We start from the raw sequence: 22,481 nt of genomic DNA on the forward strand, positions 1-22,481 counted from the left end.
TTTGTCGCGGATCCGTTCGCGGTGGTGTCTGGTTCGCGGATGTACCGGACCGGGGATGTGGTGCGCTGGAACGCGGACGGGGTCCTGGAGTTCCTGGGGCGTGCGGATGCGCAGGTGAAGGTGCGGGGTTTCCGTATCGAGCCGGGTGAGGTGGAAGCCGTCCTGGCGGGGCACGGGCAGGTGGCTCAGACGGCGGTCGTGGTGCGGGAGGACACGCCGGGCGACAAGCGCCTGGTCGCGTATGTGGTGCCTGCTGACGGTGGTGCTGTCGACGCGGCGGTGCTGCGTGGGTTCGTAGGGGAGCGGTTGCCGGAGTACATGGTGCCGTCGGCTTTCGTCACGCTCGACTCCTTGCCGTTGACGTTGAACGGGAAGCTGGACCGGAAGGCGCTGCCCGCCCCGGAGTATGTGTCGGATGCGGCAGGGCGGGCTCCCCGGACACCGCGGGAGGAACTGCTCTGCGGTCTGTTCGCCGAGGTCCTCGGCGTCAGCGCTGTTTCCATCGACGACGGCTTCTTCGATCTCGGTGGTCATTCGCTGCTGGCGACCCGTCTGGTGAGCCGGATCCGTTCCGTCCTCGGGGTCGAGGTGAGCATCCGGTCGCTGTTCGAGGCGCCGACGGTGGCCGGCCTGATCGACCGGCTTGATGAAGTTGACGTCACGGATCCCTTCGACGCCCTGTTCCCCCTGCGTCGCCAGGGCGCGGGTGACCCGCTCTTCTGCGTGCACCCCGTGGTAGGTCTGAGCTGGTGCTATTCGGGCCTGATCAGGGAGTTGCCGGCTGATGTGCCGATCTACGGTCTCCAGTCCAGGGGAGTGGGCGGAGGAAAGCCCGCTGCCACCGTCAAGGAGATGGTCGTCGAGTACGCGCAGCTCATCCGCTCCGTCCAGCCCGTGGGGCCTTACCGCCTCCTGGGATGGTCCTTCGGTGGACTCGTCGCGCACGCGGTGGCCGAAGAGCTCCAGAGGCAACAGCAGGAGGTCGGCCTCCTCGCGGTCGTCGATGCCTACCCGACGTCGCAGGTACCCGACACGGACGGCGACCGGCAGGGCCTCATCCGGGCCCTCGCCGAGGCCGCCGGTCTGACCCTTCCCGACGAAGCCGCCGGAGGCGATGACGCCGAAGGGTTCTCCAGCCTGCTGGAGGCCTATGCCGCGGACCAGATCGGTGAAGTGGCCCAGAGCCTCGACGTCGATGAGGACAAGGTCGCGGGCCTGATCGCCGTGGTCGAGAACAACCGCGAGCTAGCCCGTTCGCTGACCCCGGGCGCGGTGGACGGGGGCCTCGTCTTCTTCCGCGCAGGCGTCAACAATCCGATGCCGATGTCCGGTAGCGAGGCGTGGACTCCCCATGTTTCAGGCGGAGTTGACGAACACGTGATTGAATGTGATCACGTCGCCATGATGCAGCCCGAGCCGCTTGCGCACATCGGCCGTGTACTCCGGAACCGGCTGCAGCCAGGAAAAGACCCCGGCGCCTTCTGATCAGCTGGAAGGGACAGGGCGGGCGCGTTTCCGTCACGTGACGCCGCCCTGTCTCTCGCACGATCCCCGCGGGCCGTGTCAGGTGCCCCGGCGACCCCCCCTGCAGACCGTGCCTGCGCCTTTGCCTGCGCCTGTGCAGGGGGCGATCTGAAATCGAGAGTGTTTTGTCCTTTCTCTTTCTTTCCAATGCTTTCTCGCCACGCAAGAGAACTGGAGTTTCCGTGACGTCTTCCTTGGTGAACACAGTTGTCGACGACTTCGAGCTGGACTATGTGGAGATGTACGTCCGCGACCTGGACGCGCAGATCGCTCTGTGGCGTGACTCCTACGGGTTCGTGGAGGTCGCGGCGGGCGGATCCCCGGAGCAGGGATTCCGGGCCGCGGTGATGTGTCAGGGCGTGATAAGGCTCGTATTGACGGAGGCGACGGGCGAACAGCATCCCGCCTCCGACTATGTGCTCGCCCACGGTGATGGCATCGCGAACATCGCCCTGCGCACGCGGGACGTACGTACGGCGTTCGGCCAGGCTGTGGAGAATGGCGCACGGGCGCTCGCGGAACCCGTGGAGCACGCGGAGGGCGACGTCGCGGTCAGCGCGACGGTGTCCGGCTTCGGCGATGTGGTGCACACCCTGGTGCAGCGGCGTAAAGGGAAGAGCGCCGGCCTGCCCGCCGACTTCCGGCCGATTCCCGGCGCTGACCGGCCCACGGTCGCGGAAGCGGTTGCCGCGGATGGGCTCCGCCTCCTGAAGATCGACCACTTCGCCGTGTGCGTGAACGTCGGCGAGCTGGACCCGATGGTGGAGCTGTACCGGAAGTCGTTCGGGTTCAGCGAGACCTTCGCGGAGCGGATCGTAGTGGGAACTCAGGCGATGCTGTCCAAGGTGGTCCAGAGCCGGTCGGGTGAAGTGACCTTCACAATCCTTCAGCCCGACCCTGAGGCGGACCCCGGTCAGATCGACGAATTCCTCAAGAACCACGTCGGATCCGGTGTGCAGCACGTGGCCTTCGCCGCAGACGACGTGGTCCGGTCCGTCGGTGCGCTGACCGGCCGGGGAGTGGAGTTCCTGGTCACCCCGAACGCGTACTACACCCTCCTGGAGCAGCGCATCACCCTGAGCAAGCACTCCCTGGTGAGCCTGCGCGCGCTGAACATCCTCGTCGACGAGGACCATGCCGGACAGCTTTTCCAGATATTCGCGCGCTCCACCCATCCGCGGCGCACCCTCTTCTTCGAGGTGATCGAGCGGTGCGGGGCGGAGACCTTCGGAAGCTCCAACATCAAGGCCCTCTACGAGGCAGTGGAGATGGAGCGCATCGCGAAACAGGATCAGCCGCTGTGAACCGCACCGGGCAGGACGCGGCCGGCTTGCCGGCATCGTCCGATACGTCGTGGGACGTCGAGCGGGACGTGCACTGCACGGAGGACCTGGAGCGGGCGGCACGGCAGGCCCTGCCCACCGACGTGTGGGACTTTCTCGCCGGCGGCAGCGGCGCCGAGGTGACGCTGGCCGCCAACCGTGCGGCACTGAGGCGGATCGCCCTCGTCCCGCGCATCCTGCGGGACGTGGCGCACTGCGCCCTGGAGACCACGCTGTTCGGAGCGGAGCAGGCCATGCCGGTGGCCACCGCCCCCATCGCCTACCAGGGCCTGGTTCACCCCGAGGGCGAGCTGGCCGGCGCGCGAGCGGCCAAGGCGGCGGGAATTCCCTTCACCGCGAGCACTCTGAGCAGCTGCCCGATCGAGGACATCGCCGGGATCGGCGGCACCGTTTGGTTCCAGCTGTACTGGCTGCGCGACCGGAAGGCGACTTTCGAGCTGGTCGAGAGGGCGGAGGCCGCCGGATGCGCGGCGCTGATGCTCACCGTCGACGTGCCGTGGATGGGTCGCCGGCTGCGGGACGTCCGGAACCGGTTTGTCCTGCCCCCCGGGGTCGAGGCCGCCAACCTGGCATGGGGATCGGCCTCCGAGGCCCACCGGGCGCGGGCGTCCGGATCCGCGGTCGCAGCCCACACCCAGGCCGCGTTCACGTCCTCGCTGACCTGGGCCGAGGTGGAGGAACTGCGGCGGCGCACCCGGCTGCCGCTCATTCTGAAGGGCGTACTCGACCCACAGGACGCGCGGCGCGCCGCCGACACCGGGGTGGACGGCGTCGTGGTGTCCAACCATGGCGGCCGTCAGCTGGACGGTGCCATCGCCGCCATCGACTCCCTCGATGCGGTCGCCGAGGAGGTGGGGAGCGACTGCCGGGTCCTGCTTGACAGCGGGATCCGGAGCGGGATCGACGTGCTGTGCGCCCTCGCGCTGGGAGCCGACGCCGTACTCGTGGGGCGGCCGGTGCTGTGGGGGCTCGCCGCGGCGGGAGAGCGGGGAGTCGGGCGCGTCCTGCACCTCCTGGCGGAGGAACTCCGCGACGCCTTCGGCCTCGCGGGCTGCGATGGGGTGGCGGCGGCCAGAGAGATCCGCACCGTCAGGGGGGTCGGCTGAGCCCCGGCCGTCAGGTGTCCTCCGCGTCACCGCGCCCGGCTGCTGCCGGGCGCGGACCCCAGGCGGATCCATAAGTCTCCGGAAGACATGTCAGTGCGGGCCCTCAGAAAGGAATGCGGAAATGGAGCAAATAGTGAGCCGCCACTACGCGGTGTTCTGTCCGATATGCGGACAGCGCGGTATGGATGACGGACTGACACTGTCGTGCAGTCGTGATCATGGGCCGGCGCTGCTCCAGTCCGACTACTTAGTGAAGGAGTTCGCGCCGAAGACCGATTGCGAGGGTCTCTTCCGCTACCGGGACTGGCTTCCGGTCACCCGGACGTTCCCGACACGGGCCCGCACGGTCGTGTTCCAGAGCGAGGAACTCTGCACCCAGCTCGGCCTGCCGAACCTCTGGATCGCCTTCAACGGCTACTGGCCCGAGCGCGGGGCCCACCTCGAAACCGCGACCTTCAAGGAACTGGAGGCGTACGCGGTCCTGGGGCGCCTGCCGAGCGACCCGCCGGTGCTGGTGGTGGCCTCCGCGGGCAACACCGCCGCAGCGTTCGCCACGGTCTGCTCGCGGTACCGCCGCCCGTGCCTCCTCGTCGTGCCCAGGCGCGGACTGGCCAGGATGAGGCTCCGTACGCCACTGGACCCGGCGGTGAAGCTGGTCGTGCTGGACGGCGCCGACTACTCCGACGCCATCGCCCTCGCCGAGTCGGTGGCCGCACTCCCCGGCTTCCAGGCTGAGGGCGGCGTTCGCAACATCGGCCGGCGCGACGGACTGGCCACGGTCCTGTACGCGGGCGTGGAAGCCATGGGCAGGATGCCCGACCACTACGTCCAAGCCGTCGGCAGCGGAGCCGGCGCCATCGCGGTCCACGAGGCGGCGGCCCGGCTTCTGGCCACGGGTCGCTACGGCAGTGACCTGCCGCGGCTCCTGCTCTGCCAGAACGCGTCGTTCGCGCCGCTCGCCGAATCCTGGAAGTCGGGGACGCGCCACCTCAGCACCTGCAGCGCCGATGACGCGCGGGCCGCGACGAGAACCGTCTTCGCCGACGAGCTGACCAACCGCTTCCCTCCCTACGCCGTCAGGTCCGGCATCTACGACGTGCTCACCGAAAGCGCGGGCGACATGTTGACCGTCGAGCGGGAGGCGGCGGAGTACGAGAGGAAGGTCTTCAGCAAGGCCGAGTCCGTCGACATCGAGCCGGCCTCCGCCGTGGCGCTCGCCGGGCTCCGCCAGGCGGTCACCGCCGGGCGGATCCCCGAGGAGGCGGTCGTACTCCTGAACGTCACGGGCGGCGGCCGGGCTCGGCTGGCGCAGGACCATCCCCTGTACGACGCGGAGCCGACCCTGATCGTCGACCTCCAGGATGAGACGGTGGAAGGCACTGTGCCGCGGATCGCCGGACTGTTCCCGGACCGGATCCACTAGACCGCACGTACCGCAAGCAGGCACGCACCACACGCAGGCACACAAGTCGAGCAGAGGGGAGACGGCGCGGCGGCACCGTCACCCCTCGCCGAACTCCTCCTCCTGCGGTGCCCCCGCGTTGCGTACCGAGAGTCGCCACCCCGACGACTCTTCGCTCAGTACGTGCCAACGGCAGTTGGACAAGCCGGCCAGCGACATCCAGTGTCCCGGATCCATCCGCAGGACGTGGCCGGCGGTCGCGCGGATGGTCCCGCCGTGGCTCACCACGACCAGCGTCCCCCCGTCCGGAAGCCGATCGGCATGGCGCTCCACGACGGCGACCGCCCGCTCGGCCACCTCGGTGTCCAGCTCGCCGCCTCCGCGCCGCACGGGCTCACCCTGTTTCCAGGCCTCGTACTCCTCGCCGTACTCGGCCACGATCTCGTCGTGGGTGAGTCCCTGCCACCGGCCGGTGTACGCCTCGCGCAATCCCTCCTCGGGGGCGGCCGGGCGGAGTGTCAGCGCGGACAGTTCCCGTGCGGTGGCGGCAGCACGCTTCAGACGGGAGGTGATGACGGCATCCGGGGCCAGGGCCGCCAACACCCTTGCCGCGCGCCGCGCCTCCCGCACGCCCTCGGGGTTCAGTTCGATGTCGATGGTTCCCTGGAAGCGCTGTTCCCGGTTCCAGGCCGTCTGACCATGACGCCACAGCACGATCCTGCGGCCTCTTGAGCTCGCGGTAACCATGTTCCGATGAAATCCCTTCTAGGGGTGCGGTGTTCGGCCGAACAACGGACGGCGCGGACGTTTCAGCGCCCTTGCCATACGGGCGGGCGTTTCTCCGTGAAGGCCCGCGGGCCCTCGACGGCATCCGCACTGTGCCTGCGGCGTTGCTCCCACGGGAAGGCCTCGGTGAACGCCTGCTCCAGCGGCATGTCCACGGAACGCATCACGGCCTCCTTGATGGCGCGCACCGCCAACGGGGCGCTGCACAGCAGGGCCTCCGTCCACGCACTGACTGCTTCGTCGAGCTCCTCGTCCGGAACGACCTCGTTGACCAGTCCAAACCGCAGTGCCTCCGCCGCCGGCATACGGCGGCCGGTCAGCAGGTAACCCATGGCAGCCTTCAACGGAAGCTGGCGGGCCAGCCGGAATGCCCCACCCGCGCCGGGCACCAGCCCGAGAGTCGCCTCGGGCAGGGCGAAGACCGCCCGGTCGGAGGCGATGATCAAGTCACAGGCCAGGGCCAGCTCGAAGCCGCCGCCCAGGGCGTAACCGTTGACCCGAGCGATGACCGGTGTGGAGAGCGCGAAGCGCTCGGTCAGCCGGGGCCAGCCCGGCTGGCCCCGGCTGCCGAACGTCGAGGGAGGCACCCCCTCCTGGTCGAGGATGGCCCGCTCGCGCAGGTCCTGGCCGACGGAGAAGGCGCGGTCCCCGGTCCCGGTCAGCACCGCGACCCGGACGTCGTCGTCGGCCTCGACGTCGTCCCAGACCTCCGCCAGCGCCTCGTGCATGCGCCGGTTCATCGCGTTGAGCACGGCGGGCCGGTCCAGGGTCACGTGCGCGACGTGCCCCTTCTTCTCGTACCGGACCCCGCTCTCCTCGCCGCCGGTCATCGGCCCGGTCCCGCCTTCCCGGCCGAGGCCGCCGAGAAGCGGCCGACCTTGTCGAGCACGTCCGCGTCGTACAGCCGCAGGGCCTGTTGCAGCGCGAACTCGGCCAGGTAGGAACGCAACTGGTCGACCGGCTCCTCGGCCAGGTTGAGCATGCGCCGGTTCGCCAGGACGGCGGAGCCGCGCAGGCGTTCGGCGCCGGCGGTAACGGCCGCGTCCAGCCCGGCCGGCTCGTGCACCTCGTCGATGAGTAGGCGGGCCGCCGGCTCACTCGCGTGGATGCGGCGTCCTTCCAGGATGACCTGTCGTGCCAGCCGGGGGCCGACCGAACGCGTCAGCCTGAAGTTGGCCACACCCGGGATGATGCCCTCCTGTGCCGCAGGCAGGCTCACGTAGGCGTCCGAGGCGGCGATGACGTGGTCGAAGAGCAGGAGCAGCTGGGCGCCGCCGCCGATGGCGAACCCGTCCACGACGGCCACCCAGGGCTTGTCCACGGTGGGCCGTCGCCAGTCTGCCGCGCCCTCCACCGCCACGCCCCGGATCAGCTTGTGGAGGTACCCGAGCTCACGCCGCAGCAGGAAGTCGACGAGCGAGATGCCACCACCGTGCAGCGCCTTGAGGTTGATGCCGGCGCTGAAGACCCGTCGCCCGCGGTAGCGGGGATGCGACATGACGCCTCCCCGCAGCACACCGACCTCCGTGGCCGGGTCAAGGAGGACGAGGTCGACCGCCGTCTCCATGTCGTCGACCTGCTGGTCGTCCTCCGCGTTCAGCGAGTCGTCGCGGCACATGGTCAGGTGGGTGACGGCACCAGTGCGCTCCACCGTCACGGACCGCAGCTCCGTCTTGCCGGTCTTGGTGAACTCGGGCAGCAGCGCCAGGGCGCCGGGGGTGGGGCGCAGCATCGCGTCCAGCAGATGTGCTCCGGCCGACGGGGAGCGCAGCACGCGACTGAAGAAGATGCCTTGGTCGATCTCGTGGCCCTCCTTGTGCGACTGGGCCCTGCCGCGTTCGGCCGCCAACTGTTCCTCGGTCGGTACGAGACCGGGGAACCGCACGGCAGCCGTCCGGGCGAGTTCCGCGAGCCGCAGGTGACTGGACCGGCGTTCGGTGAGTTCGTCGTAGACCGCTTCCGCGTGTGCGTCCATGAACGCGATGCGCAGCGCCCTGGTGGCGTCGACCGCCGCTGCGGCCTCGGCGCGCTGCTGCGGTGACCGGTGCACCGGGTCGCCCAGGCCGGCCAACAGGGTTTCGGCGGCCGCCGCTGTACGCGTCAGCGAGAGCCGGGCCGTGCCCAGATCGGCCGGCCCTGCCGGCAGGTCACCGTGCGATCGGGGCAGGACCTGGCCGACGGTCATACGGCCGCCTCGGCGGAGGTCTTCAGGAGCGCCCGGTCGCACGCCGCGAGATGGGCACCGAGGGCCTCCTCGAAGCTCGTGGTCGCGGCGTCGAAGAGGAGTTGGCGGCGGATGGCCAGCTCCGCTCCCCGGACCGACGCGGTGGATCCGACGGCTGCCGCGAGCGCGCCCTCGACGTCGTCGGCCAGTACGTCGACCAGTTGCAGGGCCAGTGCCTCCCGGGCGCCGATAGGGGTGCCGAAGAGCACGGCACGGCGGACCGCAGCGGCGCCGGCGTGGGACCTGCCGAGCCGGTACAGCGTCATGCCTGGCCAGGTCGCTCCGTTCTCGACCGCCATCACGAGGCTTGCGGCGCCGTTGGCGATGCGGTGGTCGGCGCAGAACAAGAGGTCGAGCGCGAGGCCGCCGCACGGCCCCTCCGCGACCGCGATGGTCGGTGTGGGCAGGCGTTCCAGGCGCCGCAGCGCGCGCTCCCACTTGCTCACCAGGGAAACCGTCACCCCGTCGGCCTGACGCATGACGGGGACGCCCGAGACGCGGATGGTCAGTCGGTGGGCGGTGCGCTCGTCCTCGGCGCTGTCACAGGCTCTGGTGACGGCGTCGACAGTGGCGGAGGACAGGGGCAGGCGGCCGTCGACGGTGAGGGTCGCTGTCGCGTGGTCGAAGGTCGCGTAGGTGGTGCTTGCTTCGGTCATGGTTTCCTTCACCTGCTGCTCTTTCACCATTGGACGAGCGCGGTTTCTATGGTTGAGCCAGGGCCCATGGTCATCAGGGCGCCGTACTCGCCCGCCGTGACCACGTCTTCCCGGAGCAGCCGCTTGTAGGAGAACAGGAACGAACCGCTGGAGAGATTGCCGTAGTCGCGCAGGACACTGGTGGTGTGTCGCACGTCGTGACGGGTGAGGCCGAGGTTGACCCGTACGGCGTCGATGACCTTCTTCCCGCCGGAGTGCACGAGCCAGTGGCCGATGTCGGAACGGCGGAGGCCCGCCTCGGACAGCAGGCGGTCGACGACCCGCTCCGCGTGGGCGCCCACGACATAGGGCACCTGCGGGTCCAGGTAGAAGCTGAACTTGCCCTGTGCGTCGTCCCAGTCGTAGCGCATGGCCTCGATCGCGTCCGTGATGAGGTGGCTGGAGAAGCCCAGGATCCGCGGACCGTCGAACCCGCGTGGGACACCGGGAGGTGCCGGGGGATCGGACTCGGCCCGGTCGGCGACCAGGGCCACAGCGGCCGCTCCGTCCCCGAAGAGGCTGTTGACGACGGCGGTCCGCATGCTCGCGTCGATCACGTAGGCGGCGGAGCAGGCTTCCACGCACAGCATGACGGCCACCCGGCCGGGATGCGCGGTGGCCCAACTGGCGGTTGCCTGGAGGGCGTTGAGTCCGGCGTTGCAGCCCATGCCCACGACGTCCACGCGGCTCGTCTGTGGGCGGAGTCCCAAGGAGCGGATCAATAGGGCGCTCAGGCCGGGAGTGAGGAAGCCCGTGGTGGTCGTCACGCACAGGTAGTCGACCTCGTGCGGGTCGATGCCGGTGTCGGCCAGGCACTTCTGGATGGCTCGAACCCCCATGTCGAGGGCGAGTCTCTTGTGTTTGTCGAGCAGCGCGCCCTGCGCCTCGGGGAGGCAGGTGCCGTTCGGGTCCCGCGGAGGCAGGGAGAGGAAGCGTCTTTCGATGGCGCTGTTGAGGAAGACGGACCGGACCTTGGGATCCGATATCTCGAATATGTCGAGTAATTCGTGCTGGGTGTACGAGGTATCGGTCACCGCTGTGGCGACGCCCGCGATACGGGGTGCGGTAAGTGTACGGACGGGTGGTGCCTTGGAAGGTTGGGGGAATCCGGTATACGGAGGGTTCACCGATATGGTCATCGGAAGGTCCACCCCCACATTCGCGGCTTACTGCGAATCGGTGTGTGCATGGTCAGCAATTTGTCGGTTTCCCTGTGGGTTGTAACGGAACCTGGGCAGCGGTTTCATCCCTGATGAACCGCGCCAGGCGCTTGACGCCGTCCGTGATCTCGGACGGGGTCAGGTAGCTGATGGACAGTCGGATGCTGTTGGCTCCGCCGCCCTGGGGATAGAAGTAGGACATGGGCGTCCAGATGACGCCGTATTCCTCCGCCGAACGTTCCAGGGCGGAGTTGTCCACTCGGAACGGCACGTCCATGGTGAGGAAGAATCCACCGGTGGGCCGGTTCCAGCGGACGCCGAGCGCGGTTTGCTCGTCCTGGGGGAAGGCCTCGTCGAGTTCTCGCAGAATGGCCTGCATCGCATCGCCGTAATAGCGGGACGTCTCGACGTTGATGTCCGCGGTGCGGCCGCCGGCTGCCAGCAGCATTCCACCCACGGCGGCCTGGCCGAGCGCGGACGTGTTCACCGTCACCATGCTCTTGATCTTGGTGATCTCGTCCACCAGCAGCCCCGTGGAGCCGTCCCGGTCGACGACGACCTGGTCCGCGATGGCGAACCCCACCCGTGCGCCCGGAAACAGTGTTTTGGAGTACGAGCCGAGGTGGACGACGCGGCGGTCGCGGTCGAGGGACTTGAGCGTGGGCACCTGGCGGCCGGGGCTGACCATCCGGTACGGGCTGTCCTCCAGCAGGAGAATGTCCTCGCGGGCGGCGAGCTCAAGGAGCTCTCCGCGTGCTTCCAGCGAGAGCGTGACGCCGGACGGATTCGAATGGTCGGGGACCACGTAGAGCGCCCGGGGGCGGCGTCCGCGGGCCCGCTCGGCCCGGATTGAGGCCTCTACATCGGCGCACCGCAGGCCGTCGGCCCGCTCTTCGACGGGGGTGAGCTCGATGTCAAGGAGGCGTGCGGCTCCGGTGATCCCCACGTAACAGGGGCTCGCCACCAGCAGTACGTCGTCGCGGCTCGCGAAGAGGGCCCGCAGCGTCAGGAGCATGGCCTCCTGGCAGCCGACCGTGACGACGATGGCCTCGGGCGGCACGTCGATGTTCTCGTCCTTGAGGAGCGAGTCGGCGATCAGCTCCCGGATCTGGCCGTGCGTGGGACCGTACTGGAAGACCGCGTCGCGTATCTCGCCGGGGGAGCGACCGTTCTCGGCAAGGTGGTCCAGATAGCGGCGTATGTGCCCGAATATCTCTTCTACGTCGAAGAATCCGTCGTATGGGCGGCCCGGAGCGAATGAAATCGCCTCCGGATAGCGGTGCGTGATCCCGTTCAGGAAGTTCATCGTGTCGAGCACCGGATCGGAGATGCTGGCGTGCAGCTCCTCCTTTAACAGATGATCTGCTGCCACGCAGGTACCTCCGCCAGGCGGCCATCAGGCCGGCCGCCCGATTGTGATCTCGTAGGAACAAGATTTTTTCGGAAGGCTACCAGTATGCGACTCGGCGGCCTAGAGATTTCTGATCATCCGCGTCGTCCGGTGCTGGCGGCGAGCATCGCGAGGGTGGAGCCTTCCCTCTGAGCCGTGGACACTGTTTGCTGAATGCCTCCTCCTGGTGTCGTGGCGGGTGATCCGCGGAAGACCGCGAAATGGGCCTCACGTACTCCTGGCCGGCGTTTCCGGTCCTGCGGAGTCTCCCGTTCCAGGGCCGCGTTGGAGCTTGCCGCAGCGGCGTTGTCCGCGCTTGTCCCGACTGCTCTGCGAGAGCGGACCGCGGGGAGTTCGCGGCATGCCTTCGCGAAGCCCATCGAGGCGTACCGGGCTCCGTCGTCGCTGTGGAAGACCGCCCACGCCGGGTCGACGCCGCGGGTGCGGGCGGCGGCTTCGAGTACGTCGGTGACCAGCTCTGTGCGCATGTGATCGGCGACCGCCCAGCCTGCTGACCCGTTTCGAGCAGAGGCCCAACACCGTGGCCAGGTAAAGGAATTGGCCGTGGCCGACGGGCAGGCAGGTGATGTCGCCGACGTGCCTGGTGTTCGGTTCGCTCGCGGAGAAATCGTGCCGCAGCAGGAGGCCGGGGACCTGGGCCGCGTTCACGGCGGGCGCCGTGGTGGTGACCTTCTCGCGCAGATACGCGCCGACGATGCCGGCAGTGATGATCATCGACGAACTGGAAGCGGCTCGCCAGTTGGTCTTGCCACTGGTCACGTGAGCCCTGCTCCCGCAGGTGAGGGGGCATCCGATCGCATAAACGTTCGATACTGGTTTAGGGTGGTGACATCGCCCCGGAGGGACCGGAGTGGAAAAGGGGACCTAGGGAGCAGTCAGTGGCGAGGTTGTCCAGATGCGCGGTTTTACGCATCTACACGCCGTCTCCGGGTTCTCCCTGCGGTACGGTGCCTCGCACCCCGAGCGGCTTGCGGAACGGACCGCCGAGCGGGGAATGGACGCGGTCGCCCTGACCGACCGGGACACTCTCGGCGGTGCCGTCCGCTTCGCCAAGGCCGCGGGCCTGGCCGGTGTCCGCCCCCTGTTCGGAGTGGATCTCGCGGTGGAGGCGCCCTCCGAAGCGGCCGGACGCACGGAGCGGCGACGCGCACCGGCTCGCGGCGGCGCCTTCGTCGACGAATCGGCCCAGCGCGTGGTCTTCCTTGCCCGGGACGGGGCCCGCGGCTGGGCCGAGCTGTGCCGGCTGGTGAGTGCCGCGCACACGGACACCGCGGGAGGCGGGCGTCCCCTACTGCCCTGGAGTGCCCTCGGCGGGGAGCACCTCACCGTGCTGCTCGGTCCCGCATCGGACGTCGGTCGCGCCCTGGCCGCAGGGCGGCCGGACCGCGCCGCCCAGCTGCTCGCGCCCTGGCGGGAGTGCTACGAGGACGCGGCGCTTCGCGTCGAGGTCGTCTGCCACGGCCGCGGCGGCACCGGCTTCGGTTCGCTGCGGCTCGCGGCTCGTACCCTCGGCTTCGCCGTCGATCAGCGGATCACGCCCGTCCTGAGCAATGCCGTACGTTATGCCGACCCCGGCCAGGGCCCGGTCGCGGACGTCCTGGACTCCGCGCGCCGCCTGGTGCCGATCGATCCGCGCGGCGAGCGCGACTGTGGCGAGCGGTGGCTCAAGCCGGCAACGGACATGGCGCGCATCGCCGAGCGGGTCGCCGAAGCCGCAGGGTACGGCGCGAACACCGTACGCAGGCTGCTTGAGGTCACCGAGGAGACCGCCGCCGCATGCCGTGTCGACCCCGAGAACGACCTGGGGCTCGGGCGTGTGCATTTTCCCGAGCCGGAACTCGTCGGCGCTCACCGGCGCACTCCCGAGCGGGTGCTGCGTTCGAAGTGCGCCGCCGCCATGCTGCTGCACCGCTACGACCACGACCGCCGCCGCTGGGAGCGTCTCGATGACGAGCTGCGCCTGATCGAACGGCTGGGATATGCCTCGTACTTCCTCACCGTCGCCCAGGTCGTCGCCGACACCCGCGGACTCGGTATCCGGGTCGCCGCCCGCGGCTCCGGCGCGGGTTCCCTGGTCAACCATCTCCTCGGAGTCGCCACCGCCGATCCCGTCGAGCACGGTCTGCTCATGGAGCGTTTCCTGTCCGACCGGCGCACGGAACTGCCCGACATCGACATCGACGTGGAGTCCGCCCGTCGCCTGGAGGTCTACCGGGCGATCATCGACCGTTTCGGACCGGAGCGGGTGGCTACCGTGTCCATGCCGGAGACCTATCGGGTGCGGCACGCCGTGCGCGATGTCGGCCTTGCTCTCGGTCTGGATCCGGCCGAGGTGGACCGGCTTGCAAAATCGTTTCCGCATATCCGGGCCAGGGACGCGCGTACCGCCCTGCAGGAGCTGCCGGAGCTGCGCGGCATCGATCCGGAGTCGTACGGCCCGCACATGTGGGACCTGGTCGAGGCCTTGGACGCACTCCCGCGCGGCATCGCCATGCACCCATGCGGTGTCCTGCTCTCCGACGTCACGCTGCTGCGCCGCACCCCCGTCATGCCAACCAGTGGTGAGGGCTTCCCGATGTCCCAGTTCGACAAGGAGGACGTGGAGGACCTCGGGCTGCTCAAGCTCGACGTACTCGGCGTACGCATGCAGTCCGCCATGGCGCACGCCGTCGCCGAGATCGAGCGGGCCGACGGGCATCGCATCGACCTGGACGACGCCGCCCAGGTACCGCCGGCCGACCCGAAGACATTTCAGCTGATCAAGTCCTCGCAGACCCTGGGCTGCTTCCAGACCGAGTCACCGGGCCAGCGCGACCTGATCGCCCGGCTGCAGCCCGAAACCTTCCATGATCTCGTCGTCGACATCTCGTTGTTCAGGCCAGGACCAGTCGCGGCCAACATGGTCGATCCGTTCATCAAGGCCAGGCACGGGCGCCAGGCACCCCGCTGCCCGCACCCGGACCTGGAGCCCGCGTTGCGGGAGACATGCGGCGTGGTGGTCTTCCATGAGCAGATCATCAAGATCCTGTCGGTCATGACCGGCTGCACCCTGGCCTTCGGCGACTACACGCGGCGGGCGCTGTCCAATGCGGACCAGATCGGACGAGTGCGGGCGTGGTTCGCGCGGGAGGCTCGCGGACGGGGGTACGAGGAGGAGGTCGTCGAGCGGACCTGGAAGATCGTCGAGGCGTTCGGGGCATACGGCTTCTGCAAGGCGCACGCGGTGGCCTTCGCGGTGCCCTCGTATCAGTCAGCGTGGCTGAAGGCTCATCATCCGGCCGCCTTCTATGCCGGGCTCCTTACGCATGATCCGGGGATGTATCCGAAGCGACTGCTGCTCGCGGATGCCCGGAGGTGGGGCGTACCGATCCTGCCGCTGGATGTAAATGCGTCAGACGCCGCCTATCGAATCGAACTGGTGTCTGATATGGAGAGTGGTCGGCCCGTTCACGGGATCCGGCTCGCTCTTTGTGACGTGCGCGGGATGAGTGAGATCGAGGCGTCGCGGATCGTCGCGGGACGCCCCTACAGCTCGCTCCAGGACTTCGCTTCTCGGGCCCGGCCGTCCCGGCCCGTCGCCGAACGCCTCGCCCAGGTCGGCGCGTTGGACACTTTCGGCCGCAACCGCCGTGACCTGCTGCTGCACCTCGCCGAGCTGCATCACGGCCTACAGCGCTCCGCGCAGGGGCAGTTGACGCTGGGGGAGGCCAGTACGGTCGCCCCCCTCGGCCTGCCCGACCTGGACGATGCCGAGCGGCTCGGAGCCGAACTCGGGGTGCTCGGTATGGATACCTCCCGCCATCTCATGGGTGATCACCGGGAGTTGCTGGAAGAACTCGGTGTCGTCTCCGCGAAGCGGCTGAAAGACCTGCCGCACGGCCAGGTAGTGCTGGTCGCCGGGGCGAAAGGAGCCGTTCAGACCCCGCCGGTCCGCTCCGGCAAACGCGTCATCTTCACCACGCTCGACGACACGACAGGGCTGGTGGACTGCGCGTTCTTCGAGGACAGCCACGAGGCCTGCGCGCACACCGTCTTCCATTCCTGGTTGCTGCTCGTGCGCGGAGTGGTGCAGCGCCGTGGCGGAGGCAGCGGAAAGGCGCTGTCGGTGACCGGCTCCGCCGCCTGGGACCTCACCGAACTGGCCGAACTGCGCCGCGAAGGCGGCCTGTCGGCGGTGACGGAACGACTCACCCAGGCCGATTCACCGCAGGGCAGAGCCGCAGGCAGCCGCAGCCTCCAACTGGAAACTGGTTACGCACTGCATCCCTGGGCGGATCTGCAACCGCCCGGCGAGGCCATCAAACAGAGCCGCAAGCTATGGCACCAGAGTCCCGGGAGCGCAGGGTGAACATCCTTTACATCCACTTCCACGATCTGCGGGACGAGCAGCTCTACAGCCGTCTTCTCGCCCTGCTGACCGAGTACACCCCCCTGGTGCAGGCGCTGCCCCCGGATGCTGCACTGGCCGACGTCTCCGGCAGCCTGTGTTACTTCGGCACGGACGCCACGGCACTGGCCGAGCGCATCCGAGCGCGCACTGGTGGGCTCTATGGGCTCCGCTCCACGGTCGGCATCGCTGCAAACCCGATGCTTGCCCGCATGGTTGCGGCCGACGGCCCGCCCTCGGCAGTCCGCACCCTGCCCGACGACATCGACACGGTCACCGCCTTCCTCGCGAAGAAACCCACCGCCGCCCTGCAAGGCGTGGGACCGGCGACCACCCGCACCCTGTCCTCGTACGGCCTGGACAGCGTCGGCAGGATCGCCGCCGCACCCCTCGGCACGCTGCAGCGCATCCTGGGCGTCACTGTCGGGCACCACCTTCACGACGCGGCCCGTGGCCTCGATCCGACGCCAGTGATCCCTTTGGCTCCATCCCGCTCGATGAGCGTCGAACACCGCTTTGCCCAGGACGAGTTGGACCGGGACCGGCAGCATGCCGCCCTGCTCGCGCTCACCGACCGCCTCGGCCTACGACTGCGTGGCGAGTCCCAGGTGGCCTGTGCCCTCACTCTCACCATCCGCTACGCAGACCGCTCGACAACAACTCGCACCCGCAAGCTGCGCGAACCCACCGCCCACACACGCTCCCTGACAGCACTCGCTCACGACCTCCATGACCGACTCGCTCTTCAGCGCGCCCGTGTCCGTACCGTCTCTCTGCGGGCGGAGAACTTGATTTCCGCCGAACGGGCTTCCCGTCAACTGCTCTTCGAACCGACCGACGAGAAAGCTCGCCGTATCGAGGCCGCCGCCGATCGCGCCCGGGACCGGTTTGGCGCGCAGGCGGTACAGCCGGCAGGAGCGGCGGCATTCCATGTCGCGTGACCACGCGAGGTGATAAGAGAGGTCGGCCTGGATGTCCCGCAGCGCTTCCGATAGCCGCACCTTTTCTTCGGCCGGGCATCAGAGCGTCGACGACGGATGGCGTACGGCATCTCCTTGTACGCTGCGAGCCGCGAGTGCCTCGACGAAGGCGGCCCGTAGCCGGCCGAATCCCTCTTCACGGCTTTTACGTCGCGCGAGCCAGATATTGATGGTCGATCAGCGGGCTGCTGCCGAAGGGGCGGGCCCAGGATCCTCGTCCCCCTGGGCCTGCTGACGTCGGCCGCCGGTCTGGCCCGGATCGGCCTGCCGCTGCCGCCCGCGATGAGTCTGTCCATCCACGGGATCGGCGTCGAGGACGCGGATGTCGGCTCCCCGGCGGTCAACGCGATGCAGCAGGTTGGCGGTGCCATCGGCATCGCCCTGCTCCCCGTCGGTAAGGCGCCCACCTGGGCCACCCTGGCCCTGGCCCACCTGTACAGCTACTCGACCGCCTACTGGTGGTCGGCCGCCCGTTCGCCGCAGGCGCTGTGATCGCTGCCCTCATGTTCCACGAGGGCCGTCCCGGGAGCGGCGAACCGAGCGGTCCGATCGTTCACATGTGACTGAACTCTCCCCGTCCATGCGTCAGTTGGCCCACGGCGGAACGATGTGCGTGCCGTCGGCCAGTTCCGCCTCCAGCCCGATGGACGTGGTGACCCAGGTGATCACGGCGCGGTCGGTGGGGTTCTCGGCGCCGAAGGTCGACCCGGGGTTGATGATCAGCGTGTCGCCCGCGCCGACCCGGTCGGTGCGGCCGTCGAGCGTGATGACCAGTTCGCCTTCGAGGATGTGCAGGATCTCCTCGCGGTTGACGGTGTGCAGGGGCGCCTTGGTGCCGGCCGGGATCTCGCCGCGCCAGGCGCACAACTCCTTGCTGCCGCTGTCGGGACGGGCGTACGAGACGAAGCGGGCGCCGTGGATCTCGTGAGTGACGGCTTCGGTCGAGCGGACGATGGGCATGAGTGGGCCTCCCTCAAGATGGTCAAGTTGCTTGACTATGTGGCTCCATGGTCAAGCTGCTTGACCGGTTCGTCAAGGGTGTTTCAATGCCTCCGTGCAGAACTCCGAGGCCATCGCCCTGTCCGCCGCCGTGCTCGCTGTCGCCGGTGGGCTCACGCAGCGCATCCATGAGGGCGTCGTCGCCCGTGGCTTCGAGGGGGTGCGGCCCGCGCACGGGTTCGCCTTCGTGCGTCTGGCCCCGGACGGTGCGACGGTCACCGATCTCGCCGCCCATCTCGGGGTGACCAAGCAGGCGGCGAGTCAGCTCGTCGACGAACTCGTGCGCAAGGGCTACGTCGAGCGGCGCCCGCATCCCGTCGACGCGCGCGCCCGGCTGATCGTGCTGACCGAGCGCGGCTGGGCCTGCACGCGCGCGGCGGAGGAGGCCGCCGCCGACGCCGTGCGGCCGTGGGTCGAACTGCTGGGCGAGAGTGAAGTGCGCGTGTTGTGTGACCGTTTGGTGCGTATTGCGCCCTACGGTCCCATCAGGCCGACCTGGTGACTGGTTATCACTGGAAGTTTTTACTGACGCGTAACTTCACGCTTCACCTACTCGCCCGTAACTTGATGAGAGAACAGCATTCTTGTGATCCGGATCACAGGGCGTAAGGCCGTCGCAACTCCCTTGAGCCGCAAGGAGATCACACGATGCTGCCCTGGAAACGAGTGCTCAGACCCCTGACCGCACTGCTCCTGACCGCCGCGGTCGCCGCTCTCCCCACCGCCGCGCATGCAGCGAGCGCCCCGAGCACCGGCTGGAACGATTACACGTGCAAGCCCTCCGCCGCCCACCCCGACCCGGTCGTCCTCGTACACGGAACGTTCGCCAACAGCACCGACAACTGGCTGGTTCTCGCGCCGTACCTGGAGGCCCGCGGCTACTGCGTCTTCTCCCTCGACTACGGCCAACTCCCAGGCGTCCCCCTCGTCCACGGCCTCGGCCCCATCGACAAGTCGGCAGCACAACTCCAGACGTACGTCGACACGGTGCTCGCCGCGACCGGCGCCGCCAAGGTCGACCTCGTCGGCCACTCGCAGGGCGGCATGATGCCCCGCTACTACCTCAAGTTCCTCGGCGGTGCCGCCAAGGTGGACACCTTCGTCGGTATCGCGCCCGACAACCACGGCACCACCCTGGACGGCCTCACCAAACTCCTGCCGTACTTCCCCGGCGCCGAGGACGTGATCTCCTCGACCACCCCCGCCCTCGCCGACCAGATCGCCGGCTCGGCCTTCCTCACCAAGCTGAACGCGGGCGGCGACACCGTCCCCGGCGTCCACTACACGGTCATCGCCACCAAGTACGACGAGGTCGTCACGCCGTACAAGAGCCAGTTCCTCAGCGGATCCGACGTGCACAACGTGCTGATCCAGAACCTGTGTTCACTCGACCTCTCCGAGCACGCGCTGCTCGGGCTGTCGGACCGGATCGCCTTCCACGAGGTCGCCAACGCCCTCGATCCGGCGCACGCCACCACCACCAACTGCCTGTCGGCACTGAGCTGACAGCCGATTCGCACACCGCGGGGTCTGTCCGACCTGAGCCGCCGGACAGACCCCGCCCCCTGGACGGCCGTACTAACGGCCGTGCCGTCCACCGCCGTTGGTCGCGCGGCGGCGGACCGAGGCGAACAGGGCCGCGGCGCCGAGCGCCAGGGAGGCCGCGCCGCCGATGACGAGAAGCGGCGAGCTGTCGTTGCTGCCGGTCGCCGCCAGCCTCTGCGAACTGCCCGCGGGTTGGGGCCCGTTGGCCTGTTCCGTGGCGGCGACCGGCTCCGCCGAGGTGCTCGCGTCCGCGTCCCCGTGGCCGTCGTGTTCCACGGTCGACTTGTCGGCACCGGCCACGATCTGCTCGTCGGACGGGGCGGAGGCGGAGGGCGCGGGAGTGGTCGGGGTGGCCGGGGCAGGTGCCGAACTGCTCGATGACCCACCGCCGTTGGAGCCCGCACCGCTCGCGCCGAAGCTGACGTCCGAGCAGGAGTAGAACGCCTCCGGGCTGTCCGAGCGCTGCCAGATCGTGTACAGGAGCTGCTTGCCCGAGCGCTGGGGGAGGGTGCCGGAGAAGGTGTAGAAGCCGCCCGAGGCGACCGGGTCGGCGGCCGTCGCGACCGGGTGCTCCAGGTCCAGGTCGGCCCAGGCGAGCGGCTGCGCGGGGTCGTAGCCGGACTTGGTGAGGTACACCTTGAAAGTGCCCCTGTGCGGTGCGGTCACGCGGTACTTGAAGGTGTACGAGCCGCTGCTCACGCTGGTCGTCGGCCAGTCCGCGCGGGCCAGGTCGAGGCCCTTGAACTCCGCGTTGTTCGCGCTGCACAGTTTGCCGTCCGGGATCAGCGCCTGGTGCTGCCCGTTGGCGTCGCCGATGCGGATGCCGTTCCAGTCGTAGAGCGCCTGGGTGCCACCGGCCGCGACCGCCGCCTTGCACGCGGCCGACTTCGGGTTCTCCGGTCCCTCCGCGTAGCACTGCGCGACCCGGCTGACCGGGTCCCCCATCGAACCGTGGGCCACCGCGGGCGCCGCGGCGAGCGCGGTCAGGACGAGGGGAGCCATGCCGAGGACGGCGACAGCGGCGGCCTTGCGGCGTGCGAGCATGGCGGAACTCCAACTCCTCGAACGGTTCGCGGCGCGGGGGACGGATCCCGTGGGGTGATCAGAAGCTAGCCCGTGGAAACCGCGAAATCGCTTACTGGAGACGGGGGAAGGAGATCCTTATGGTCGTGTTAAGGCAGGGCTAACCGAGGGCTCAGGGAGGGGTGGGTGGCGTGAGGGCGGAGAGGTGTCGCAGATGAGCAGACCGCAGTCGGAGTTCCATCGCCCCGAGGCGGCCTGGCGGCGGCCGGCCGGGGCGCCCGCCGGAGTGTGGGAGCAGGAGCTGGCCGTGGACCCGGTCTCCGGGGACTCCACCGTGCTCCAGCACTACGAGCCCGGAACGGACACCAGCGCCCAGGGCTCCGTCCGGCACGACTACTTCGAGGAGGTGTACATCCTCGAAGGCGACCTCACCGACCTGCGCCTCGGCGAGACCTTCACCGCGGGCATGTACGCCTACCGCCACCCGGACATGGAACACGGACCGTGGACGAGCACGGAGGGTGTCCGGATGCTGGTGATGAGCACGCACAACGCCGGGCACCGCCCGTGACCACCGGCGTTCGCGCGGCCGTCCCCATCGACGTACCGGCCGTGAAGGCCGTGACCGACATGGCGTACGGCCACTACATCGCGCGCATCGGTGTGGTGCCGCAGCCCATGGAGGCGGACCACACGGCGAATGTGGCCGCCGGGCGCGTCTTCGTGACGGGGGACCCCGTGATCGGCCTCGTGGTGATCGAGGAGCGCGCCGATCATCTGTTCCTCGACAGCATCGCCGTCCACCCCGACGCGCACGGCACGGGGGTGGGACGGCGGCTGCTGGAATTCGTCGAGGCACGCGCGCGTGCGCTCGGCCTGCCCGAGGTCAGGCTCTACACGAACGCGCTGATGTGGGAGAACCAGCAGATCTACCCGAGGTTCGGCTACGAGGTCGTCGAGCGGCGCACGGACGGGCCGTACGACCGCATCCACTACCGCAAGCCGCTGGACTGACCGCGGGCTCAGCCGTCCGGCCACCACGTGCGGGCGATGTCCTTTCGGACCTCGGGGCGCTCCACAGGGCGCTCGTCGGTCTCGTCCCGTACCCGACGGGTGTCCGACTTCTTCAGGGGCTTCTGCACGGTTACGCGGCGCATGGCTGCCTCCTTGTGTCCACCCGGGTTCGTGTTCTCACGAGGTGGACCGTTCCCGGGAGGGTGACTCATCGAAGCGGGTCTGTCTGTGGCGGCTGTCACGATGGGACTGTCAGTGGCGGGTGTCACGCTGGGCGCATGAGTGAACTTGAAGCGAACGTGGACTGGGACGCGGAGGCCCCGACCTTCGACGAAGAGCCTGATCACGGCCTGCGCGACCCGGCGGTCCGGCGGGCCTGGGCGGACCGGCTGCGCGGCTGGCTGCCCGCCGCCGCGGCCGATGTCCTCGACCTCGGCTGCGGCACCGGCACCCTGTCGCTCCTCGCGGCCGAGCAGGGACACCGTGTCACCGGCGTCGACCTCTCCCCGGCGATGGTGGACCTCGCCCGCGCGAAGCTGGCCGGCCGCGACGCGGCGTTCCTGCTCGGTGACGCGGCGGCCCCTCCGGTGGGCGAGCAGCGCTACGACGTCGTCCTGGTACGCCACGTGCTGTGGGCGCTGCCCGACACCGCCCGGGTCCTGCGCCACTGGCGCGGCCTGCTGCGGCCCGGAGGACGGCTGGTGCTGATCGAGGGCCGCTGGGGGACGGTGAGCCCGGTCGGCATACCCGCCGACCGGCTCGCCGAGCTCCTGGCGCCCGTCGCCGGGCACGTGCGCGTGGAGCGGCTGTCGGACGACCCCCTGCTGTGGGGGAAGACCGTGACCGACGAGCGGTACGCGGTGGTCGCCATGGAGTGACCGG

At 69.1% G+C, this 22,481-nt stretch carries 21 protein-coding genes and 1 pseudogene; 12 read left to right on the forward strand and 10 right to left on the reverse strand.

All coding sequences use genetic code 11. The features are described from left to right. From ACIBJH_RS29530 to ACIBJH_RS29545, 4 genes are all read left to right on the forward strand, one after another. On the forward strand, positions 1-1,485 hold a 1,485-nt coding region (locus ACIBJH_RS29530), incomplete at its 5' end, for an alpha/beta fold hydrolase (RefSeq protein WP_399119911.1). 221 nt (positions 1,486-1,706) lie between these two features. Further along, on the forward strand, positions 1,707-2,828 hold the full coding sequence (gene hppD / locus ACIBJH_RS29535) for a 4-hydroxyphenylpyruvate dioxygenase (RefSeq protein WP_399119912.1): 1,122 nt from the start codon (positions 1,707-1,709) through the stop codon (positions 2,826-2,828). Next, the gene (locus ACIBJH_RS29540) at positions 2,825-3,973 is read left to right on the forward strand and encodes an alpha-hydroxy acid oxidase (protein WP_399119913.1); all 1,149 of its coding nucleotides are present in this window, start codon (positions 2,825-2,827) and stop codon (positions 3,971-3,973) included. The genes hppD and ACIBJH_RS29540 overlap by 4 nt, the downstream gene beginning before the upstream one ends. 121 nt (positions 3,974-4,094) lie before the next feature. Beyond that, positions 4,095-5,396 (forward strand): cysteate synthase, encoded by a 1,302-nt coding sequence (locus ACIBJH_RS29545; protein WP_399119914.1) that lies wholly within the window; start codon positions 4,095-4,097, stop codon positions 5,394-5,396. Positions 5,397-5,474: 78 nt separating this feature from the next. On the opposite strand, the gene ACIBJH_RS29550 is transcribed toward ACIBJH_RS29545, so the two are convergent. From ACIBJH_RS29550 to ACIBJH_RS29580, 7 genes and pseudogenes are all read right to left on the reverse strand, one after another. Next, complete coding sequence (locus ACIBJH_RS29550) at positions 5,475-6,122, reverse strand: histidine phosphatase family protein (RefSeq protein WP_399119915.1); 648 nt, start codon at positions 6,120-6,122, stop codon at positions 5,475-5,477. A 62-nt stretch (positions 6,123-6,184) separates the two neighbouring features. Continuing rightward, complete coding sequence (gene dpgD, locus ACIBJH_RS29555; RefSeq protein ID WP_399119916.1) at positions 6,185-6,991, reverse strand: enoyl-CoA-hydratase DpgD; 807 nt, start codon at positions 6,989-6,991, stop codon at positions 6,185-6,187. After that, entirely contained in the window at positions 6,988-8,346 is a 1,359-nt protein-coding gene (dpgC, locus tag ACIBJH_RS29560; protein WP_399119917.1) for a (3,5-dihydroxyphenyl)acetyl-CoA 1,2-dioxygenase DpgC, read from the reverse strand. Before dpgC ends, dpgD begins: the two co-directional genes overlap by 4 nt. Then, positions 8,343-9,041, reverse strand: a complete 699-nt coding sequence (gene dpgB / locus ACIBJH_RS29565) for an enoyl-CoA-hydratase DpgB (RefSeq protein ID WP_399119918.1) — start codon at positions 9,039-9,041, stop codon at positions 8,343-8,345. Before dpgB ends, dpgC begins: the two co-directional genes overlap by 4 nt. A 23-nt stretch (positions 9,042-9,064) precedes the next feature. Further along, positions 9,065-10,219 (reverse strand): 3,5-dihydroxyphenylacetyl-CoA synthase DpgA, encoded by a 1,155-nt coding sequence (dpgA, locus tag ACIBJH_RS29570; RefSeq protein WP_399119919.1) that lies wholly within the window; start codon positions 10,217-10,219, stop codon positions 9,065-9,067. Positions 10,220-10,271: 52 nt separating this feature from the next. Next, positions 10,272-11,612 carry a PLP-dependent aminotransferase family protein gene (locus ACIBJH_RS29575; RefSeq protein ID WP_399119920.1) on the reverse strand — a complete coding sequence of 447 codons (1,341 nt, stop codon included), beginning with the start codon at positions 11,610-11,612 and terminating at the stop codon, positions 10,272-10,274. Between the two features lie 189 nt (positions 11,613-11,801). After that, positions 11,802-12,350: pseudogene (locus ACIBJH_RS29580) on the reverse strand (DDE-type integrase/transposase/recombinase); the annotation flags it as partial. Positions 12,351-12,546: 196 nt separating this feature from the next. Here ACIBJH_RS29580 and ACIBJH_RS29585 point away from each other — a divergent pair. The 3 genes from ACIBJH_RS29585 (at position 12,547) to ACIBJH_RS29595 (ending at position 17,510) form a co-directional block, all read left to right on the forward strand. Then, positions 12,547-15,999, forward strand: coding sequence for a DNA polymerase III subunit alpha (locus ACIBJH_RS29585; protein ID WP_399119921.1), 3,453 nt, complete (start codon positions 12,547-12,549; stop codon positions 15,997-15,999). Further along, positions 15,996-16,979, forward strand: coding sequence for a DNA polymerase thumb domain-containing protein (locus ACIBJH_RS29590; protein ID WP_399119922.1), 984 nt, complete (start codon positions 15,996-15,998; stop codon positions 16,977-16,979). The genes ACIBJH_RS29585 and ACIBJH_RS29590 overlap by 4 nt, the downstream gene beginning before the upstream one ends. 321 nt (positions 16,980-17,300) lie before the next feature. Further along, entirely contained in the window at positions 17,301-17,510 is a 210-nt protein-coding gene (locus tag ACIBJH_RS29595) for a hypothetical protein (protein WP_399119923.1), read from the forward strand. 93 nt (positions 17,511-17,603) lie between these two features. Here the strand turns inward: ACIBJH_RS29595 and ACIBJH_RS29600 are convergent, their stop codons facing one another. Continuing rightward, positions 17,604-17,978, reverse strand: coding sequence for a cupin domain-containing protein (locus ACIBJH_RS29600; protein ID WP_399119924.1), 375 nt, complete (start codon positions 17,976-17,978; stop codon positions 17,604-17,606). A 94-nt stretch (positions 17,979-18,072) separates the two neighbouring features. Between ACIBJH_RS29600 and ACIBJH_RS29605 the strand changes: the two genes are divergently transcribed. Together ACIBJH_RS29605 and ACIBJH_RS29610 are read left to right on the forward strand one after the other, a co-directional pair. Then, positions 18,073-18,519 carry a MarR family winged helix-turn-helix transcriptional regulator gene (locus ACIBJH_RS29605; protein ID WP_399119925.1) on the forward strand — a complete coding sequence of 149 codons (447 nt, stop codon included), beginning with the start codon at positions 18,073-18,075 and terminating at the stop codon, positions 18,517-18,519. Positions 18,520-18,665: 146 nt separating this feature from the next. Beyond that, on the forward strand, positions 18,666-19,523 hold the full coding sequence (locus ACIBJH_RS29610; protein ID WP_399119926.1) for an esterase/lipase family protein: 858 nt from the start codon (positions 18,666-18,668) through the stop codon (positions 19,521-19,523). A 72-nt stretch (positions 19,524-19,595) separates the two neighbouring features. On the opposite strand, the gene ACIBJH_RS29615 is transcribed toward ACIBJH_RS29610, so the two are convergent. After that, complete coding sequence (locus ACIBJH_RS29615; RefSeq protein WP_399119927.1) at positions 19,596-20,606, reverse strand: lytic polysaccharide monooxygenase; 1,011 nt, start codon at positions 20,604-20,606, stop codon at positions 19,596-19,598. Positions 20,607-20,799: 193 nt separating this feature from the next. On the opposite strand from ACIBJH_RS29615, the gene ACIBJH_RS29620 reads away from it, so the two are divergent. Together ACIBJH_RS29620 and ACIBJH_RS29625 are read left to right on the forward strand one after the other, a co-directional pair. Then, the gene (locus tag ACIBJH_RS29620) at positions 20,800-21,156 is read left to right on the forward strand and encodes a cupin domain-containing protein (protein WP_399119928.1); all 357 of its coding nucleotides are present in this window, start codon (positions 20,800-20,802) and stop codon (positions 21,154-21,156) included. After that, entirely contained in the window at positions 21,153-21,599 is a 447-nt protein-coding gene (locus ACIBJH_RS29625; protein ID WP_399119930.1) for a GNAT family N-acetyltransferase, read from the forward strand. The genes ACIBJH_RS29620 and ACIBJH_RS29625 overlap by 4 nt, the downstream gene beginning before the upstream one ends. A gap of 8 nt (positions 21,600-21,607) precedes the next feature. Here the strand turns inward: ACIBJH_RS29625 and ACIBJH_RS29630 are convergent, their stop codons facing one another. After that, complete coding sequence (locus ACIBJH_RS29630) at positions 21,608-21,742, reverse strand: hypothetical protein (RefSeq protein WP_267930306.1); 135 nt, start codon at positions 21,740-21,742, stop codon at positions 21,608-21,610. Between the two features lie 135 nt (positions 21,743-21,877). Here ACIBJH_RS29630 and ACIBJH_RS29635 point away from each other — a divergent pair, with 135 nt between their 5' ends. Then, a complete protein-coding gene (locus ACIBJH_RS29635) occupies positions 21,878-22,477 on the forward strand; it encodes a class I SAM-dependent methyltransferase (protein WP_399119931.1) in 600 nt (199 codons plus the stop codon). Positions 22,478-22,481 lie beyond the last annotated feature (4 nt).

Source organism: Streptomyces sp. NPDC050548, assembly GCF_044457385.1.
Taxonomy (GTDB): Bacteria; Actinomycetota; Actinomycetes; order Streptomycetales; family Streptomycetaceae; genus Streptomyces.